The organism is Aeromicrobium alkaliterrae (genome assembly GCF_039529015.1).
GTDB lineage: Bacteria > Actinomycetota > Actinomycetes > Propionibacteriales > Nocardioidaceae > Aeromicrobium > Aeromicrobium alkaliterrae.
On record NZ_BAAAME010000010.1, the window covers coordinates 245,768 to 260,617 of the forward strand.

The 14,850-nt window shown below is 69.2% G+C and carries 10 protein-coding genes; 2 read left to right on the forward strand and 8 right to left on the reverse strand.

The features are described 5' to 3' along the window. From rpsL to ABD127_RS18450, 4 genes are all read right to left on the reverse strand, one after another. Window positions 1-317: 30S ribosomal protein S12 (gene rpsL / locus ABD127_RS18435; RefSeq protein WP_344204190.1), on the reverse strand; the 317-nt coding region annotated here is incomplete at its 3' end. Window positions 318-537: 220 nt separating this feature from the next. Continuing rightward, complete coding sequence (locus ABD127_RS18440) at window positions 538-1,827, reverse strand: uracil-xanthine permease family protein (RefSeq protein WP_344204192.1); 1,290 nt, start codon at window positions 1,825-1,827, stop codon at window positions 538-540. A 28-nt stretch (window positions 1,828-1,855) separates the two neighbouring features. Beyond that, window positions 1,856-2,590: a maleylpyruvate isomerase family mycothiol-dependent enzyme gene (locus ABD127_RS18445; RefSeq protein ID WP_344204195.1), complete on the reverse strand. Its 735-nt coding sequence runs from the start codon at window positions 2,588-2,590 to the stop codon at window positions 1,856-1,858. Between the two features lie 93 nt (window positions 2,591-2,683). Beyond that, window positions 2,684-4,000, reverse strand: a complete 1,317-nt coding sequence (locus ABD127_RS18450) for a hydroxyacid-oxoacid transhydrogenase (protein ID WP_344204197.1) — start codon at window positions 3,998-4,000, stop codon at window positions 2,684-2,686. A 132-nt stretch (window positions 4,001-4,132) separates the two neighbouring features. Between ABD127_RS18450 and ABD127_RS18455 the strand changes: the two genes are divergently transcribed. Beyond that, window positions 4,133-5,263, forward strand: coding sequence for a hypothetical protein (locus ABD127_RS18455; protein WP_344204201.1), 1,131 nt, complete (start codon window positions 4,133-4,135; stop codon window positions 5,261-5,263). Here the strand turns inward: ABD127_RS18455 and ABD127_RS18460 are convergent. Then, window positions 5,245-5,718: an NUDIX hydrolase gene (locus tag ABD127_RS18460; protein WP_344204203.1), complete on the reverse strand. Its 474-nt coding sequence runs from the start codon at window positions 5,716-5,718 to the stop codon at window positions 5,245-5,247. The two genes, ABD127_RS18455 and ABD127_RS18460, sit on opposite strands and share 19 nt — an antisense overlap. Window positions 5,719-5,764: 46 nt before the next feature. On the opposite strand from ABD127_RS18460, the gene ABD127_RS18465 reads away from it, so the two are divergent. Beyond that, window positions 5,765-6,826 (forward strand): acyltransferase family protein, encoded by a 1,062-nt coding sequence (locus tag ABD127_RS18465; RefSeq protein WP_344204206.1) that lies wholly within the window; start codon window positions 5,765-5,767, stop codon window positions 6,824-6,826. 118 nt (window positions 6,827-6,944) lie between these two features. On the opposite strand, the gene ABD127_RS18470 is transcribed toward ABD127_RS18465, so the two are convergent. From ABD127_RS18470 to rpoB, 3 genes are all read right to left on the reverse strand, one after another. Continuing rightward, a complete protein-coding gene (locus tag ABD127_RS18470) occupies window positions 6,945-7,244 on the reverse strand; it encodes a hypothetical protein (protein WP_344204209.1) in 300 nt (99 codons plus the stop codon). Between the two features lie 890 nt (window positions 7,245-8,134). Further along, window positions 8,135-11,950, reverse strand: a complete 3,816-nt coding sequence (locus tag ABD127_RS18475; protein WP_344204213.1) for a DNA-directed RNA polymerase subunit beta' — start codon at window positions 11,948-11,950, stop codon at window positions 8,135-8,137. Between the two features lie 86 nt (window positions 11,951-12,036). Continuing rightward, window positions 12,037-14,850, reverse strand: a 2,814-nt coding sequence (gene rpoB / locus ABD127_RS18480; RefSeq protein WP_344204215.1) for a DNA-directed RNA polymerase subunit beta, incomplete at its 5' end; no start/stop codon positions are given.

The window sequence follows — 14,850 nt, forward strand, 5'->3', positions numbered from 1 at the left end:
CCCTGGGTGTCGAGCGAGCCACGGACGATCTTGTAACGGACGCCGGGAAGGTCCTTCACACGGCCACCACGCACGAGCACGATCGAGTGCTCCTGCAGGTTGTGACCCTCGCCGGGGATGTACGCGGTGACCTCAGTGCCACTGGAGAGCTTGACTCGGGCGACCTTGCGGAGCGCCGAGTTCGGCTTCTTGGGGGTGGTGGTGTACACGCGGGTGCAGACACCACGACGCTGCGGCGACCCCTTGAGGGCCGGGGTGCTGGTCTTGACCACCTTGGACTGGCGGCCCTTGCGGACCAGCTGATTGATCGTGGGCACTACGCGACATCCTTCTTCTCGACTGAGCGTCTCGACTGTGTGATGCACTCGCCATCGATCCCGTGGATTCGAAGATCCGGACGTGAGAGCGACAGGATGTGTGCATCGGCCTGGTGGATCCAGACACAGTGTTCAAGACTACCTGCCCGGACCAGGCCGGTCAAAACGCTGTCAGGCCTGGGCCCGCGGGGCTCGCGCCGGGTCGGCGGTCAGCGTTCCGTCAGGGCAGCGGGGTCGTGCCGCGGCCCCGCTCGAGGGTCGTCATGACGTGGTAGACGACGATCGCCGCGACCGTGCCGAGGGCGATGCCGTTGAAGGTCAGCTCGCCGGCGCTGAAGGTGAAGTCGGCGATGCCGACGACGAGCGCCGTGGCGGCCGTGAACTGGTTGGCGGGGCGCGAGAAGTCGACGTGGTTGTCGATCCAGATCTTGACGCCGATGATGCCGATCAGGCCATACAGCGCGGTCGTGACGCCGCCCAGCACGCCCGGCGGGATGGTGTTGACGACGGCACCGACCTTGGGCAGGAAGCCCAGGGCGATCGCGAAGAAGCCGGCGACCCAGTACGCCGCGGTCGAGTAGACCTTGGTCGCGGCCATGACGCCGATGTTCTCCCCGTACGTCGTGGTGCCCGAACCGCCGCCGAGCCCGGCCACGGTCGTGGCGACGCCGTCGGCCAGGAGCGCGCGGCCCGTGCGCTCGTTCAGGGCGGGGTCGGTCAGGTGCGCGACGCTGCGGACGTGGCCGACGTTCTCGGCCACGAGCACCAGCACGACCGGGATGAAGGCCGGCAGCACCGACCAGGCGACGGTCGGGCTCGTGAAGTCGGGCAGGCCGATCCAGGCCGCCTCGCGCACGGGCGTGAAGTCGACCTGGTCGGCGATCACGGCGGCGACGTAGCCGATCACGACGCCGAAGAAGATCGACAGCCGGGCGATCAGCCCACGGAAGACGACGGTCCAGAGGATCACGGCGGTCAGGGTGATGAGCGCGACCCACGGCGCCTTCTCGACGTTGCTCTTGGCGACCGGCGCCAGGTTGAGGCCGATCAGCGCGACGATCGCGCCGGCGACGACGGGCGGCATCAGGGCGTCGATCCAGCCCGTGCCGGTGACCTGCACGAGCGCACCGACCAGGGCCAGCAGGATGCCGATGACGACGATGCCGAACAGGGCACCACCCGGGCCGTCCGAGGCGGTCGCTGCCGTGATGGGCGCGATGAACGCGAACGACGACCCGAGGTAGCTCGGCAGCTTGTTGCCCGTGATGACGAGGAACAGGATCGTGCCGACGCCGGAGAAGAACAGCGTCGTGGTGGGCGGGAAGCCCGTCAGCAGCGGCACCAGGAAGGTCGCGCCGAACATCGCGACGACGTGCTGAAGCCCGAGGCCGATCGTGGCGGGCCAGGCGAGGCGCTCGTCGGGACGGACGATCTCGTCCTCGCCGACGGTCCGACCGTCGCCGTGCAGCTTCCAGGTCAGCAGGTTCGCCGGTGTCGTCTTCTGGGCCATGCGCACATGATGGCGAACGGCCGCCGCATCACGGCACGAGGGGCCCGGCGACCAGCTCGCGGGCCGCGGCCCCGTCGGTGACGAGCCGATCGCGGTCCAGGCGCCCCCAGAGCCCGAGGTACAGCTCGGCCGCGGTCCCCCGCACCTCGCCGTCGATCCCGGTGTACGACCCGTCGAACTGCAGCACGGGGGTCCGCAGGGAGTCGGGCGCCTCCCCCACGACCCAGCGCTGGTCCACGTCCGTCGCGTGGAACCGCACCCGTCCGCGCAGGTGCGGTCGCTGGCCGCGTGCCGTCATCCGGGCGAAGAAGACCGACAGCACCTCCTCGACGCCGTCGGCGGCGAGCTCGGGCGCGATCGGCCAGCCGTCGAGACCGAGCCCCAGGGCCAGGCTCGCGTCGACGACGTGGATCGTCGTCTCGTGCATCTGGCGACGCGGCCAGAAGGCGGCGGTCTCCTGCACGCGGGCGAAGTTGGGCGTCGGTTCGTCCGCCGGCACGGCCCGCACGACCTCGAGCAGCGCCGAGGCCGTCGAGGCGTACCACTCCGAGCGGGGCTCGGTGACGAGCACGCCGTGCGGGTCGTCGAGCCGCTGGCCCGAGAGCAGGATCGCCGCCGCCCAGCGGTGCACCGTGCCGACGTGCTCGGTCAGGTCGTCGATCGTCCAGCCGGGGCAGCTCGGGACCGGCTCGTTGCCGAACGCAGCGGCCGACAGCTCGGCGAAGCGGTGCATCGCGGTGCCGAGCTCGAGCACGGGGTCCATCGTCGTGAGTCCTCCGGGGGTGGGGCAGCAGGCTCAGTGTGACGACCCGGAGCCGCCGTGTCCGCCGGTTCGGACGAGATCACACGACCGACGTCACCAGAGCTCGACGGACTGCGTCAGGATGTCGGCGACCGCCTCGGCCGTGACCTCCCGCGGCGCGGTCGCCAGCAGGCGCTGCTGCTTCAGGGTCCCCTCGACCAGGCCGTCCACGTCGCCCGCGCCGAAGCCGACCTCGGCGAGCCCCGAGGGGATGCCGATGTCGCGCATCAGGGCCGTCAGCACCGCGGGGAGCTGCTCGCGCGGGTCGCCGACCGTGGCCGCGTCGGGCGCCAGCAGCGCTGCGGCTCGCAGGTGCCGCTCGGGCGATGCCTCGAAGGTGAAGCGGAAGGCCGCGGGCGCGGTCAACGACACCGCCATGCCGTGCGGGACGAGTCCGTGGTCGGCGTGCGGGTCGGCCTGCGGGTAGCCGTCCGGCGCGAACGGACCCACCTGGCCCGCGATGGGGTAGGCGTTGGCGTGCGGGATGTGCACGCCGGCGTTGCCGAAGCCCAGCCCGGCGAAGGTCGCCGCGAGCGACATCTGCTCGCGGGCCGCGAGGTCCGACCCGTCGCGGACCGCGGTGCGGAAGGCCGTCGCGAGCAGCGACATCGCCCGCTCGGACCAGGCGTCCGAGATCGGGTTGGCGCCGCAGTACGGCACCCGCTCCCCCGGCTGCTTGTGCTCGTAGGACGTGTAGGGCCGAGCCGTGTAGCTCTCGAGGGCGTGGCACAGGATGTCCATCCCGGCCGCCGCGGTGACCCCGGCCGGCTGCGAGATCGTCAGCTCGGGGTCGACGATCGCCATCGTGGGTCGCAGGCGAGCGTGCGAGATGCCGGTCTTGACCTTCTGGGCGATGACGTCCAGGACGCAGATCGTGGTCGACTCGCTGCCGGTGCCGGTCGTCGTCGGCAGGGCGATGAGCGGGAGCAGCTGGTGCTGCGGTGCCCGCCCCTGGCCGACCGGCGCGTTGACGTAGTCCATCAGCTCGCCGTCGTTGGTCAGGAGCAGGTTGACGGCCTTGGCCGTGTCGATGCTGCTGCCGCCGCCGATCGCCACGACGACGTCGAACCCGGCCGCGCCGGACTCGCTCCGCGCGAAGTCGACCGCCGCCTCGAGGCTCCCGTCGGTGGGCTCGACCCGCACCTGGTCGAAGACCACGACCTCGACCCCCGCGGCCCGCACCCGCTCGGCGACGTCGTCGACGAGCCCCGCCGCCCGGACCCCGGCGTCGGTCACCACCAGGACCCGTCGGGCCCCCAGGGCGACCAGCTCGTGCGGCAGCTCGTGCCGCGCCCCCGTGCCGAACTTCAGCGCCGGGGAGGCATAGGTGAACACGGTCTCCGGACGAGCCGGGTCGAACGATGAGGACACGGACGACTCCCTTCGGTCGTCTCGAGGATACGGCCGATCGCGGCCGCCACCCGGTTGCACCACGGGCCCACCTGTGCGGGCCCCGCTAAGGTTGGGCCGATCTCGCGGAGATCGATCGACTGGAGGTAGGGCATGAAGCGCTGGGGGCGTGTCGCAACGGCAGCACTGTCGGCAGCCGTGGTCACGAGCGTGCTCACGGGGTGCCAGATCGGGTCGGGGTCGTCCGGATCGACCACCGGCCAGCCCACCGCCCCGGCGGAGATCACCGACCACGAGGGCGGCCCGGAGTCGCCCATCATCGCCGGCCTCACGGTGCCGACCGGCGCCGTCCAGCTCGGCCCGCTCGTCCGCAACCGCAGCGACCGCGTCATCGCGGCCTACCAGCCCGACTTGGCCGTCGCCCTGACCCGCCAGGGCGTCTCCGACGCCGTCTCGGCCGCCAACAACAACGCCGACGGCGTCCTGCAGGACGTCCCGCCGGTCATCACGAAGTCGGGCCGGCCCGACGACGACTCGTTCGCGCTGCTGGAGGACCCGCCGCCGGCCGACGTCACGACCGCGCTGATCCGCCTCGACACCGACGAGACCCAGGCCGTGCAGTCGATCGTCACGCAGATCGCGACGCTCCTGCCCGACGCCGACATCGATCCGGACGACTTCACGAGCTACTGCACCGTGGTCGACGAGCGCGTCACGGGCTGCGACCTCGAGGCCGAGGGCGTCACGACCGACGACCGCACGCTGGCGATCTCGATGCGGATCGACACCGGGAACCTCCAGACCCGCATCTCGGCCCCGTCGAGCCTGACCCAGCCCGTCATGGAGCTCCAGGTCCAGGACCTCAGTGATCCTCGCCTCGAGCGCGCAGCGCCCGACACCGACGAGCTGCCCGTCTCCCCGCCCGTCACGGCGCAAGAGCCCGACGACGTCATCTGGCCGGCGATGGACGCCGATGCGCCGGCCGACACCCCGCTGCTGAACGGCTGGGTCGCGCCGTCGGACGCCACGATCCTGCTGAGCTCGTTCGACCCGGGGTTCGTCGTCCTGAACGTCGCCAGCGGTGCTGACGCGCGCGAGATCGCCCGCGGCTACGTCACCGACGCGGCGCCCGGCTCGGTCGTGACGACCGACTCCTACGAGGGGCTGAACGAGGTCGACGTGACCTTCAGCGCGACGGCGGCCGACGGCTCGATCGCCCAGGGCACGCACGTCATCACGGCCCGCGGCAACTACGTGATGCTGTTCTACTCCCCCGCCAGCTGATCGAGCCGCTCCAGGACGTGCTCGACGACGGGCAGCAGCGGCCGGCCGTCGCGCAAGTCCTCGACCGGCACCCAGGCCGCCAGGTCGGTGGTGCCGCCCACCTCGACGACGTGCGGGACGACCTCGTCGTCGACCCGGCACGCGTACAGCAGGTGCACGCCGTGGTAGTCCTCCCAGGAGTCGCCACGGCCCGGCGAGACGGTGTGCACGTCGTGGACGGCGACCAGGCGCCGCTCGAGCACCGTCAGGCCCGTCTCCTCGTGCACCTCGCGCACGACGGCGTCGTCCGGGGACTCCCCGTGGTCGACCCCGCCACCGGGCAGGGCCCACCACCCGGCGGGGTACCCGAGCGGTGAGACCCGCGTGATCAGCAGCTCGCGGGTCGCGCGCTGGCGGGTGATGACGCCGTAGGCCCCGAGCCGCTGCGTCTGGCGGATGTCGTCGCGCTGGTCCACGTCGCTCAGGATGTCACTTCGAGGCACCATGGCTACAGTCGGTTCGGTGTCTGCACTCGCCCCGCTGCCCGTCACCCCGTCGGCGCCCAAGGAGCGCGTCGCCTACCTGGACAACGCGCGCTACTGGGTCATGCTGCTCGTGGTCGTCGGCCACAGCCTGACCGAGTTCGTCGTGATGGACTCCGCGCGCGGCGTGTACACGTGGATCTACGCGTTCCACATGCCGCTGTTCATCCTGATCTCGGGCTACACGGCGCGCCACTACGTCGGTGACGTCAAGCAGATCCGCCGCATCGTCAGCACCCTGGTCGTGCCGTACCTGATCGTCGAGCTCAGCCTGCAGCTCATCACGCGCCACTACACCGGCGAGCCGGCGCAGCTCATGGTGCTGTCGCCGCAGTGGATCGGCTGGTTCATGGCGGCGCTGATCCTGTGGCGGCTCACGACCCCCATCTGGCGGGCGCTGCGCTACCCCATCACGACGTCGATCATCATCTCGCTCGGCTCGGGACTGATCGACATCCCGAACGTCCTCGCGATCCACAAGACGGTCGCGTTCCTGCCGTTCTACGTCATCGGCCTGCACATGACGCGCGAGCGGTTCCTGCAGCTCGGGACGATGCGTCTGCGGGTCGCCTCGGCGGTCCTGCTGAGCGGGCTGTTTGTGCTCTGCCAGTTCGTCCGGTTCCCGCAGTCGGGGCAGTGGCTGCTGTGGAAGAACAGCTACGTCGACATGGGCGTGACGTTCGGCGAGGGCCTGCTGATCCGCAGCGGCCTGATCGTGCTCGGCCTGGTCATGACGTTCGCCGCCCTGTCGCTGGTCCCGCGCGGGCGGTCGTGGACCACGGCGCAGGGCGAGCGGACGTTCTACTGCTACCTGCTGCACGGCTTCGTGATCATCTGGCTCGACCGGCACTACCACCTGTGGGACCAGCTCGAGCCCTACGGCGCCACCGCCGTCGCCGGACTCATCGTGGCCTCGGTGATCCTGGCGAACCTCCTGATGACCCGCCCCGTCGCCCGTGCGTTCCGCCCGATCTTCGAGCCCAAGCTGACCTGGCTCTTCCGCCCCATCGACGAGTCCCCCAAGGTCAAGATCCCCACCTGACCCCGACCAGGGACCGGAAATGATGCATTGGGGTAGCCCGCGGTGCCCTAATGCATCGTCGCTCCGACCGACCGGACCGGCGATGATGCGATCGGGTCGCCACCGCGGCCGCAATGCATCACTTGCGGTTCCGGCGCCAGTGCTCGAGTCGGCTGGCGTGTGGCCGGACGACACCCGGCCAGCCTCCCGCGCGGAGCGCTCGGGCCAGCTGGTCGATCACGAGCGTCGACTCGTGGCGGATCACGTACGACGTGAAGAAGAGCAGCTTCGGGCCCTCGATGACCACCTCGTTGGACCGCACCAGGTCCTTCGACCACTGCACGACCCCGTGGTGCGGCAGCCCGTGGATCTCCGCAGCCACTCCGTACCGGGTCCACTCGACGTCGAGGTAGTACCGACCATCGGCCGCAGACCGCACGCTGCCTCGTCGGACGGGGCAGCCCGGCGATCGCCACGATCTCGTCGAAGTCCTTCTCCGGCAACGACTGGATCCCGCCCACCGCGTCCAGGACGGACTCTCGGACCAGCCCACGGCGAAGGACGTCACCACGACGGTCCAGCGCCTCGTGCATCAATCGGTCGTTGACGAGTCCCTGCTGGAAGGCGGCGAGAACTGCGGCTCGGGCCTGGCGATCTGACAAGGCCCAGGACGCCATGTCGATCACGCTCCTGGCGACGACGGTGCGCCGCGGAGTGAGCGCCGGGTGCACGTCGGCGACGTCGAGCATCGTGCTCCAGTGCGTCACGAGACCGGTGGCACCTGGACGTCGGGCGCCCTCGGGGAGCACCACGTAGGTCGTCCGCGCCTCGAAGCCTTCAAGGCCGTACAGCTCGAGGGCTGTCGCGCCCGCGAAGGCGGACCTCGGCGGACACGACGCGAGGTGAACCTCCCGCTGCTCGGCCGGGCCCAGTGGCCCGTTGTGCGTGACGATCACGCCACGGGCGGGCCGCTGCCACCTCCCGGAGGCCACGGCGTGACGCACCGTCCCACGGCCGTGGGCGGCGACGGCCTCGGCCGTTCTGAGAACGCTCATGCCCCACGGTCAGCCGGAGCAAGCCGTCCACGACACCTGCCATCCGTCCGCTGTGGACGGAGCCCGCCTGTGGATGGGACCGGAGATGATGCATTCGGGCAGTGATGCCAACCTCAACGCATCATTCGCGGTCCGGGGCCGGCGAGCGTTGATGCAGCGTGGCCGCTATCGCAACCTCAATGCATCATCTCCGGTCCCCCCGGTGGGAGCGCCGGAAAAGGGCGAGGGCCCCGGAACCTGGTGTGGTTCCGGGGCCCTCGTCAGCGAACGACGATCAGCTCTCGTAGGAGGTGTAGTCGTACGAGTCGACCTGGACACCCTCGGTCTGGCCGAAGTTGTAGTCGTAGCCCTCGTAGCCCGAGACCGCGTACGCGGCCTGGCGGGCCTCCTCGGTCGGCTCCACCGCGATGTTGCGGTACCGCTCCAGGCCGGTACCGGCCGGGATGAGCTTGCCGATGATGATGTTCTCCTTGAGACCACGCAGCGAGTCGGACTTGCCGTGGATCGCCGCGTCGGTGAGGACGCGGGTCGTCTCCTGGAAGGAGGCGGCCGACAGCCACGACTCGACGGCCAGCGAGGCCTTCGTGATGCCCATGAGCACCGGACGACCCGACGCAGGCGTGCCACCCTCGGCGACGACGCGACGGTTCTCCGCCTCGAACGTGGCCCGGTCGACCAGGTCGCCCGGGATCAGGTTCGAGTCGCTCTGCTCGATGACCGTCACGCGACGGAGCATCTGGCGCACGATGATCTCGATGTGCTTGTCGTGGATCGCCACGCCCTGGCTGCGGTAGACCTCCTGGACCTCGTCCACGAGGTGCTCCTGCACCTTGCGGACACCCAGGATGCGCAGGACCTCCTGCGGGTCGGGCGTGCCGTGCGTGAGCTGGTCGCCCACCTCGACGTGCTGACCGTCGGTGATCTGCAGACGCGAACGCTTCGTGACCGGGTACTCGATCGGCTCGCTGCCGTCGTCGGGGGTGACGACGAGCTTGCGGGTGGCCTCGGAGTCGTCGATCTGGATGCGACCGGCGGCCTCCGTGATCGGCGCCTTGCCCTTGGGCTGGCGGGCCTCGAAGAGCTCCACGACGCGCGGCAGACCGTGCGTGATGTCGTCACCGGCCACACCACCGGTGTGGAAGGTACGCATCGTCAGCTGGGTGCCGGGCTCACCGATCGACTGGGCCGCGATGGTGCCGACGGCCTCGCCGATGTCGACGAGCTTGCCGGTCGCCAGCGAGCGGCCGTAGCACTTGGCGCAGCTGCCCGCCGCCGCCTCGCACGTGAGGACGGTGCGGACCCGCACCGTCTCCAGGCCGGCCGCGATCAGACGGTCGATGTCGTCGTCTCCGATGTCCTCACCGGCGCCGATCAGGACCTCGCCCGACTCCGGGTGCACGATGTCGGTCGCCGACGCGCGAGCGTAGATCGCGGTCTCGACGTGCTCGTGGGGCACCAGGGTGCCGTCCTCGAGCTTGTCGGCGATCTTCTTCGGCAGACCACGCTCGGTGCCACAGTCCGGCTCGCGGATGATGACGTCCTGGCTGACGTCGACGAGTCGACGCGTCAGGTAGCCCGAGTCAGCGGTACGCAGGGCGGTGTCGGCCAGACCCTTGCGAGCACCGTGCGTCGCGATGAAGTACTCGACGACGGACAGGCCCTCACGGTAGTTCGACTTGATCGGGCGCGGGATGATCTCGCCCTTCGGGTTGGCCACGAGGCCTCGCATGGCGGCGATCTGACGCAGCTGCATCATGTTTCCGCGAGCACCCGAGTTGACCATCATGTAGATGGGGTTGTCGACGTGGAAGTTGGCGTTCATCGCCTCCGCGACTTCGGCCGTGGCCTGGGTCCAGATCTCGATGAGCTCCTGACGACGCTCGTCCTCGGTGATGAGACCGCGGTCGAACTGCTTCTGGACCTTGGCGGCCTGGTCCTCGTAGCGCGCGAGGATCTCGGGCTTGGAGTCCGGGCTGACGACGTCGTCCATGCTGATCGTGACGCCCGAGCGCGTGGCCCAGTGGAAGCCGGTGTCCTTCAGCGCGTCGAGCGCGTTGGCCACGTCGACCTTGCTGTAGCGCTCGGCCAGCGCGTTCACGATGACGCCGAGCTCCTTCTTGCCGACCTGGAAGTTGACGAACTCGTAGTCCTCCGGGAGCGCCTCGTTGAAGATCGCGCGACCCAGCGTCGTGGCGCGCGTGACGCCCTCGATGCGGATGCCGACCTTGCTCTGCAGCGTGATCTCGCGGCGGTCGAACGCCATGACCGCCTCGGCGACCGAGCCGAAGCTGCGGCCCTCGCCGATGTGGCCGTCACGATCGAGGGTCAGGAAGTACAGACCGATGATCATGTCCTGCGTCGGCATCGTGACCGGGCGGCCGTCGGACGGCTTCAGGATGTTGTTGGTCGACAGCATCAGGATGCGCGCCTCGGCCTGGGCCTCGGCGGACAGCGGCAGGTGCACGGCCATCTGGTCACCGTCGAAGTCGGCGTTGAAGGCCGAGCAGACGAGCGGGTGGATCTGGATGGCCTTGCCCTCGATGAGCTGCGGCTCGAACGCCTGGATACCCAGACGGTGCAGCGTGGGCGCACGGTTGAGCAGCACGGGGTGCTCGGCGATGACCTCTTCGAGGACGTCCCACACGACCGGGCGCGCACGCTCGACCATGCGCTTGGCGCTCTTGATGTTCTGCGCGTGCGCGAGGTCGACCAGACGCTTCATGACGAAGGGCTTGAACAGCTCCAGCGCCATCTGCTTGGGCAGACCGCACTGGTGCAGCTTGAGCTGCGGGCCGACGACGATGACCGAACGGCCCGAGTAGTCGACGCGCTTGCCGAGCAGGTTCTGACGGAAACGACCCTGCTTGCCCTTGAGCATGTCGGAGATCGACTTGAGCGGGCGGTTGCCCGGACCCGTGACGGGACGGCCACGACGGCCGTTGTCGAACAGCGAGTCGACGGCCTCCTGCAGCATCCGCTTCTCGTTGTTGACGATGATCTCGGGCGCGCCGAGGTCGAGCAGTCGCTTGAGGCGGTTGTTGCGGTTGATGACGCGGCGGTACAGGTCGTTCAGGTCCGAGGTCGCGAAGCGGCCACCGTCGAGCTGGACCATCGGGCGCAGCTCCGGCGGGATGACCGGGACGGCGTCCAGGACCATGCCGGACGGGTGGTTGCCCGAGGCGCGGAACGCCTCGACGACCTTGAGGCGCTTGAGCGCGCGGGTCTTCCGCTGGCCCTTGCCGGTCGCGATGATCTCCTTGAGCACCTCGGCCTCGTTGTCGAGGTCGAAGTCCTGCAGGCGCTTCTGGATCGCCGCGGCGCCCATGTAGCCCTCGAAGTACGCACCGAAGCGGTACGTCATCTCGCGGTAGAGCATCTCGTCGCCCTCGAGGTCCTGGACCTTGAGGTTCTTGAAGCGGTCCCAGACCTCGCGCAGGCGGTCGAGCTCGCGGTCGAAGCGCGTGCGGATCGCCTTCTCCTCGCGCTCCGCGGCGTCCTTGACCTTGCGCTTGGCGTCGGCCTTGGCGCCTTCGTCCTCGAGGGCCTTGAGGTCCTCCTCGGCCTTCTGGCCGCGCTCGGCGAGCGCGGTGTCGCGGCGCGTCTCGATCTGCTTGAGCTCCAGGTCGATCTTGGCCTCGAGCGAGGACAGGTCGCGGTGACGCGCGTCCTGGTCGACCCGCGTGATCATGTACGCGGCGAAGTAGATGACCTTCTCGAGGTCCTTCGGCGCGAGGTCGAGCAGGTAGCCCAGACGGCTCGGGACACCCTTGAAGTACCAGATGTGCGTGACGGGCGCGGCCAGCTCGATGTGACCCATGCGCTCACGGCGCACGTTCGAGCGCGTGACCTCGACGCCACAGCGCTCGCACACGATGCCCTTGAAGCGCACGCGCTTGTACTTGCCGCAGTAGCACTCCCAGTCCCGGGTGGGACCGAAGATCTTCTCGCAGAACAGACCGTCGCGCTCGGGCTTGAGCGTGCGGTAGTTGATCGTCTCGGGCTTCTTGACCTCACCGTGCGACCAGTGACGGATGTCATCGGCGGTGGCGAGAGCAATCTTGAGGCGGTCGAAGTTGTTGACGTCCAGCACGGTGTCTTCTTCTCTCCGTATGTCGGAAAACTCAAATGATGCGGGAGGTGGGCCGGGGCCGGCGCGGTGCGCCGACCCCGATCACCTCAGAGGTCGTCGACCGAGGACGGCTCACGACGCGACAGGTCGATGCCGAGCTCGTCGGCAGCGCGGAACAGCTCGTCCTCGGCGTCACGCATGTCGACGGCGCTGCCGTCGGCCGAGAGCACCTCGACGTTGAGGCAGAGCGACTGCATCTCCTTGACGAGCACCTTGAACGACTCCGGGATGCCCGGCTCGGGCACGTTCTCGCCCTTGACGATCGCCTCGTAGACCTTGACGCGTCCGGCGATGTCGTCGGACTTGATCGTGAGGAGCTCCTGGAGCGCGTACGCGGCACCGTAGGCCTCGAGGGCCCAGACCTCCATCTCACCGAAGCGCTGGCCACCGAACTGGGCCTTACCGCCGAGCGGCTGCTGGGTGATCATGGAGTACGGACCGGTCGAACGAGCGTGGATCTTGTCGTCGACCAGGTGGTGCAGCTTCAGCATGTACATGTAGCCCACGCTGATCGGGTCGGGGAACGGCTCGCCGCTGCGCCCGTCGAACAGCTTCGCCTTGCCCTGGCCGTTGACGAGACGCTCGCCGTCGCGGGTCGGGGTGGTCGAGTGCAGCAGGCCCGAGATCTCGTCCTCGCTCGCACCGTCGAACACCGGGGTGGCGACGTGGCTGTTCGGGGGCGCCTCGGTCAGGCCGATCTTCGACAGGCTCTTGGCCCACTCGGCGGTCTTCTCGTCGACCTTCCAGCCGGTCTTGGCGATCCAGCCCAGGTGCATCTCGAGCACCTGGCCCACGTTCATGCGTCCGGGGACGCCGAGCGGGTTCAGGACGATGTCGACGGGGGTTCCGTCGGCCAGGAAGGGCATGTCCTCGACCGGGAGGATCTTCGAGATGACGCCCTTGTTGCCGTGACGTCCGGCCAGCTTGTCGCCGTCGCTGATCTTGCGCTTCTGCGCGACGTAGACGCGGACGAGCTGGTTGACGCCCGGGCTGAGCTCGTCACCCTCGGACGCGTCGAAGACGCGCACGCCGATGACCGTGCCGGACTCGCCGTGCGGCACCTTCAGCGAGGTGTCGCGCACCTCGCGCGCCTTCTCGCCGAAGATCGCGCGCAGCAGGCGCTCCTCGGGGGTCAGCTCGGTCTCGCCCTTGGGCGTGACCTTGCCGACGAGGATGTCGCCGTTGCCGACCTCGGCTCCGATGCGGATGATGCCGCGCTCGTCGAGGTCCGCCAGCATCTCCTCGGAGACGTTCGGGATGTCCCGGGTGATCTCCTCCGGTCCCAGCTTGGTGTCGCGCGCGTCGACCTCGTGCTCCTCGATGTGGATCGAGGTCAGGAGGTCGTCCTGCACGACGCGCTGGGAGAGGATGATCGCGTCCTCGTAGTTGTGGCCCTGCCACGGCATGAACGCCACGAGGAGGTTCGTGCCGAGCGCCATCTCGCCCTCGTCGGTGCACGGACCGTCGGCCAGCGGTGCGCCGATCTCGACCCGCTGACCTGCGGCGACCAGCGGACGCTGGTTGGTGCAGGTGCCCTGGTTCGAGCGACGGAACTTCGCGAGGCGGTAGGTCGTGTAGGTGCCCTCGTCCTCGGCGATCTCGATCGCGTCGGCCGAGACCTCCTTGACGACACCGGCCTTCTTGGCCACGGTCACGTCACCGGCGTCGACGGCGGCACGGAACTCCATGCCGGTGCCGACGAGCGGGGCGTGGCTGCGGATCAGCGGCACGGCCTGACGCTGCATGTTCGAGCCCATCAGGGCGCGGTTCGCGTCGTCGTGCTCGAGGAACGGGATCAGGGCCGTCGCGACCGACACCATCTGGCGCGGCGAGACGTCCATGTAGTCGACCTCGGCGGCCGGGCGCAGCTCGGCCTCGCCACCGCGCTGACGGACCAGCACCGCGGCGTCGACGAACGAGCCGTCGTCGGCCAGCGGCGAGTTCGCCTGGGCGATGATGAAGCGGTCTTCCTCGGTGGCCGTCAGGTAGTCGACGGTGTCGCTGACCTTGCCGTCGATGACCTTGCGGTACGGCGTCTCGACGAAGCCGAACGGGTTGATCCGACCGAACGACGCGAGCGAGCCGATCAGACCGATGTTCGGACCCTCGGGGGTCTCGATCGGGCACATGCGGCCGTAGTGCGACGGGTGGACGTCACGGACCTCGTAGCCGGCGCGCTCACGCGACAGGCCGCCCGGTCCGAGGGCCGACAGACGCCGCTTGTGCGTCAGGCCCGCGAGCGGGTTGTTCTGGTCCATGAACTGCGACAGCTGCGAGGTTCCGAAGAACTCCTTCAGCGCCGCCACGACGGGACGGATGTTGATCAGGGTCTGCGGCGTGATGGCCTCGACGTCCTGGGTCGTCATGCGCTCGCGCACGACGCGCTCCATGCGGGCCAGGCCCGTGCGGAGCTGGTTCTGGATCAGCTCGCCGACCGTGCGCATGCGGCGGTTGCCGAAGTGGTCGATGTCGTCCTTCTCGACCAGGGTCGGGCCGGCCGGCATCTCGATCTCGGTCTCGCCGGCGTGCAGCGCGACGACGTACTTGATCGTGGCGACGATGTCGTCGACGGTCAGCGTCTGCTGGTCGAACGCCTGGTCGGTGCCGAGCTTCTTGTTGATCTTGTAGCGACCCACCTTGGCGGTGTCGTACCGCTTCGGGTTGAAGTAGTAGTTCTCCAGGAGGGTCTGCGCGGCCTCGCGGCTCGGCGGCTCGCCCGGACGCAGCTTGCGGTAGAGGTCGAGGAGGGCCTCGTCCTGCGTGTGCGCGTTGTCCTTCTCGAGGGTCGTGCGGATGGAGTCGTACTGGCCGAACTCCTCGAGGATCTGCGCCTCGCTCCAGCCGAGCGCCTTGAGCAGGAT